At 77.7% G+C, this 4,245-nt stretch carries 4 protein-coding genes; 1 reads left to right on the top strand and 3 read right to left on the bottom strand.

The features are described from left to right. The 3 genes from ACWEQL_RS41350 to ACWEQL_RS41340 all read right to left on the bottom strand — a co-directional run. On the bottom strand, positions 1 to 311 hold a 311-nt coding region (locus ACWEQL_RS41350), incomplete at its 3' end, for a rhodanese-like domain-containing protein (RefSeq protein ID WP_452156618.1). Between the two features lie 66 nt (positions 312 to 377). Continuing rightward, positions 378 to 1,193, bottom strand: coding sequence for a sulfite exporter TauE/SafE family protein (locus tag ACWEQL_RS41345; protein ID WP_452156616.1), 816 nt, complete (start codon positions 1,191 to 1,193; stop codon positions 378 to 380). Next, entirely contained in the window at positions 1,190 to 1,609 is a 420-nt protein-coding gene (locus ACWEQL_RS41340; RefSeq protein ID WP_452156614.1) for a rhodanese-like domain-containing protein, read from the bottom strand. Before ACWEQL_RS41340 ends, ACWEQL_RS41345 begins: the two co-directional genes overlap by 4 nt. A 407-nt stretch (positions 1,610 to 2,016) precedes the next feature. Between ACWEQL_RS41340 and ACWEQL_RS41335 the strand changes: the two genes are divergently transcribed. Beyond that, positions 2,017 to 4,197: a restriction endonuclease gene (locus ACWEQL_RS41335; protein WP_452156612.1), complete on the top strand. Its 2,181-nt coding sequence runs from the start codon at positions 2,017 to 2,019 to the stop codon at positions 4,195 to 4,197. Positions 4,198 to 4,245 lie beyond the last annotated feature (48 nt).

Below are 4,245 nucleotides of genomic sequence, written 5' to 3'. Positions count from 1 at the left end.
TGGACGGCCGCCGGCCACGGCGTCGACCGCCCGGCGGAGGTGCCGCCGGTGAGGGTGGCCACCGGCACACCGGCGGCGGCGAGCTCGGCGCAGGCCGTCGCCGAGCGGGCACCGGAGGCGCAGACCACCAGGACCTCGCCGCGCCCGGCGGCCTCGCGCAGCGCGGGCAGCGCCTCGCCGAGGCGGTCGAGCGGGATGTTGAGCGCGCCGGGCACGTGGCCGGAGGCGTACTCGCCGGGGGTGCGGACGTCGACGACGGTGAGGTGGTCCAGGCGGGCGTGGGCCTCGGCGGGGGTGAGTGCGGTGTTCACGCGGGGTTCCTTCCGGTGTGACTGTCGGGGCGGGGGCGGGACGGTAGGGAAGGGGGGCGGGGTGTGTCAGAGCAGGGCGTCGGCGGCCATGCCCACGCCGACGGCCAGCAGCAGGACGGCGAAGGCCCGCTGGAGCACGGCGCCGCGCAGCCGGGCGGCCAGCCGCCGGCCGTCCCAGGCGCCGAGGACGGCGGCCCCGGCGAAGGGGGCGAGGACCGCCCAGTCCAGGCCGCCGCCGGCGCCGCCCCGGGTGGCGAGCGAGGAGAGGGCGTTGGTGGCGATGACGGGCAGGCTGGTGCCGACGGCGAGTTCCATCGGCAGGCCGACCGCGCCGACCAGGGCGGGGACGGCGAGGAAGCCGCCGCCGACGCCGAGCAGTCCGGTGACCGCGCCGAGGCCGGCGCCGGTGGCGGCGACCCGGGCCGGGCGGGGCCCGGCCGGTGCCTCCGGGCCGTCCGGCGACCCCGGCGTGGCCTGCGTCTGCGATGCGGCCGTGGCGCCCGCCGAGGCCTCGGTCGCGGTTCTCGGCGGGCGCAGCATCCGGATCGCGGCGAGGGCCGCGACCAGGGCGAACGCGGCGGTCAGCAGGGGTTGCGGGAGCCGGGCGGCGGTCGCGCCGGCGAGGGCGGCGGGCAGCAGTCCGGCGGCGGCGAAGGCGAGGGCGACCCGCCAGCGGATGGTGCCCGCCCGGGTGTGGGCGACGATCGCGGAGACCGAGGTGGCCAGGACGATCAGCAGCCCGGCCGAGGTGGCGGCCGCCGGATCGAGGCCGAGCAGGTAGATCAGCGCCGGGACGGCCAGGATGCCGCCCCCGCCGCCCAGCCCGCCGAGGACGAGGCCGACGACGGCGCCCGCCGCGAGGGCGAGCACCAGGGTGGTCATGCCGTCCCCGCGCCGGTGCGTCGGCGCACCACCGGCAGTCCGTCCTCGGCCCAGGCGATCAGGCCGCCCACGACGTCGGCGGCGTCCACGCCGGCCCGGACGAGGAGGGACGCCGCCTGCTGCGATCGCCGGCCGCTGCGACAGATGACCACGACCTGCCGGCCGTCGACCAGCGCCGCGAGGGATGCCCGGGAGAGCGGCCCCTCGGCGAGCGCGGAGGTGGCGATCAGGTCGGCCAGCGGGAGGTGCGCGGCGCCGGGTATCCGGGCGTCCCGCCACTCGCCGGGGGTGCGTACGTCCAGCAGCAGCGCGCCTGCGGCGGCGCGGCGCCGGGCCTCGGCCGCTGTGAGCCGGGGCGCGGGCGTCAGGGCCGCGACGGGCGGGCCGGGACGGTCGAACGGGGATGGATGGTGCATGGCGTGGTGCTCCTGTGTGCGCGAACGACTCCCCCATGTACCCCCCGGGGTATCTGTCGTCGACTGTAGCAGATGTACCCCCGGGGGTATCGACCCAGCCCTGTGGCACCGACCACCACCCGGGCTCGCCGATGCCGGAGCGCCCACCGCGCACGAACCCGCCCGCCCGCGTCACCCCGGCCCTGCCACGCCCGCAACCGTCCCCCGCCCCGCGACCCCACCCCGGCCCACCCGAGTCCGGCGCGCTCCCCCACCCACGGCCCCGCACCCCCAGCACCCGCCCCGCGACCCCACCCCGCCGGCCGCACACCACCCCAGCTCACCGGCACTTGGAAGGTTCCCCCGTCCACGTTCTATTGTGGCGGCGGGCGTGGCCGGGAGGCCGGCGTGGAGCGAAGGGGTGGACGGTGGCGGGGCGGCGGAACGACGGGGTGCTGGCGGTCTGGGCGGAGGCGCAGCGACAGCAGCAGCGCCGGGAGGAGGCCCGTTGGCGGGCCCAGGCGGCCGAGCAGCGCCGGCGGGAGCGGGAGGAGCGCGAGGCCCAGCGGGCGGCGGCGCGGGGTGAGCGGGAGGCGCTGCGGGCGTACCAGCAGTCGCGGGAGGCCGAGGCGGCCCGGCGGACGGCCGAACTGGACGAGCGGGTGGCCGCGTTGCGCGGGCTGCTGGCGGCGGGCCTGGAGCAGCCGGCGTTCCGGCCGCAGTCGCTGCTGACCCCGCGCACCGCGCCGCCGTTCGAACCGGGCCGCCTCGGCGAGCCCGTCCCGATGCCGGACCAGGCGCACTACCAGGTGCCCCCGCCGGACCCGGTGCAGGCCCGCAACCCGGGGGTCTGGCGGCAGTACGAGACGTACGTGGCCCAGGCGCGGGCGCGGTTCGAGCAGGACTGGTACGCGGCGCAGGCCGCCGAGGCCGACCGGCAGCGCAGGCTGGCGGAGTACCACGGGCAGTACCTGGAGTGGGTGGCCCAGCAGCGCCGCCAGGACGAGGAACGGGCCGCCGGAACGCGGGAGTTGCTGGAGCGGCTGCGCGGCGGCCAGGCGGAGGCGGTGCAGGAGTACTTCTCGGCCGTGCTGTACGCCTCGGCGGGCTGGCCGGAGGGGTTCCCGCACCGGCTGGTGGCGGCGTGGGAGGCGTCGACCCGCGAGCTGGTGGTGAACTGGGAGCTGCCCGGACCGGACGTGGTGCCGGCCGGCAGCCGGGTGCGGTACGTGAAGACGGACGACCGGGAGGCCGAGGTGGCCCGGCCGGCCACCGAGCGCAAGGCGCTGTACCGGGAGGTGCTGGCGCAGAGTGCGCTGCGGGTGGTGGCGGAGCTGTTCCGGGCGGACGCCGACGGGATGCTGCGCTCGGTGGTGCTGAACGGTTTCGTCCGCGGCATCGACCCGGCGACCGGCCGCGAGGCGGAGCGGTTCCTGTCGACGGTGACGGTGACCCGGGCGGAGTTCGCCGGCCTGGCGCTGGACCGGGTGGCGGCCCAGGAGTGCTTCACCGCGCTCGGCGGCAAGCTGTCCGCGCGTCCGGAGCGGCTGGACGAGGTCCGGCCGGACCGGCTGCCGGAGACGGTGGGCGGGAGCGTCGCCGGGCAGGGCGGCGAGGACGACCCGGACCTGTTCGAGATGGACCCGATCGAGTTCGAGGAGCTGATCGCCGAGCTGTTCCGGCTGCGCGGCTTCCGGGTGATGACCACGGCCCGCAGCGGCGACGCCGGGGTGGACGTGGTCGCCGAGGACCTCGACCCGGTGACCGGCGGACGCATCGTCATCCAGGCCAAGCGCTACCGCTCGACGGTCTCCCCCACCGCGGTGCGGGACCTGGACTCCACCGTGCGCCACCACGGCGCGATCAAGGGCATCCTGGTCACCACGGCCGGCTTCGGCCCCGGCTCGTACGAGTACATCCGCAACAAGCCGCTGTCCCTGGTGAGCGGCCCCGAGCTGGTGGAGCTGCTGGCCGAGCAGGGCCTGCGCGGCCGGCTGGGCGACGGCGAGGGGGGCGGCCGCGGCCGGGGCCGTTCGGCGGGGACGGCGGCCGCCCGGGGCGGGGCCGCCGAGGAGGCCGCGGGCCCGGACGACCGTCGGACCCGGGTCGAGGTGGTGTGGCAGAGCCGCACGGCCGGCGGGGACGCGGTGGAGCTGGACGTGTCGGCGTTCCTGTGCGGCGGCGGCAAGGTGCTGAGCGACGAGCACTTCGTCTTCTTCAACACCCCGCAGGACCCGGACGGCGCGGTACGGCTGCTGCCCACCCGCTCGGTGCCGGGCGAGCCGGCCAGGGCCGCCGAACTGGTGGTCGATCTGGGGCAGTTGGCGTCCGCCGTGGACGAGGTGGTGGTCGCCGTTTCGACCGAGGAGGAGACCCCGCCGGCGCTGCCGCTCGGGTACGTGCACGGGCTGCTGCTGCGGGCGGCCGGCGCGCCGGGCGTCACCGTTCCGGACGGCGACTGGGCGCCCCCGACCGGCGGGGTGTCGCAGTCGGCGCTGCACCTGGGCTCGTTCCGCCGGGCGGGCGGATCCGGCGGCGGCGCCTGGCGGTTCGAGCCGGCCGGGCAGCCGGTCGAGGGCGCGCAGCCCTCGGGGTGGGAGTTGACGTAGAGGAAGCCCCGGTTGCCGGGCTTGATCTCGCGCAGAGTCATCGGTTTC

This window comes from Kitasatospora sp. NPDC004240 (genome assembly GCF_053603215.1).
Note: the sequence above shows the minus strand (reverse complement) of the source record. Positions and strands in the feature narration are given on the sequence as shown.

Bases quoted from the DNA above. Each gene is read 5' to 3' on its own strand.
- ACWEQL_RS41340 (WP_452156614.1), bottom strand. From the start codon at position 1,609: ATGCACCATCCATCCCCGTTCGACCGTCCCGGCCCGCCCGTCGCGGCC.
- ACWEQL_RS41345 (WP_452156616.1), bottom strand. From the start codon at position 1,193: ATGACCACCCTGGTGCTCGCCCTCGCGGCGGGCGCCGTCGTCGGCCTC.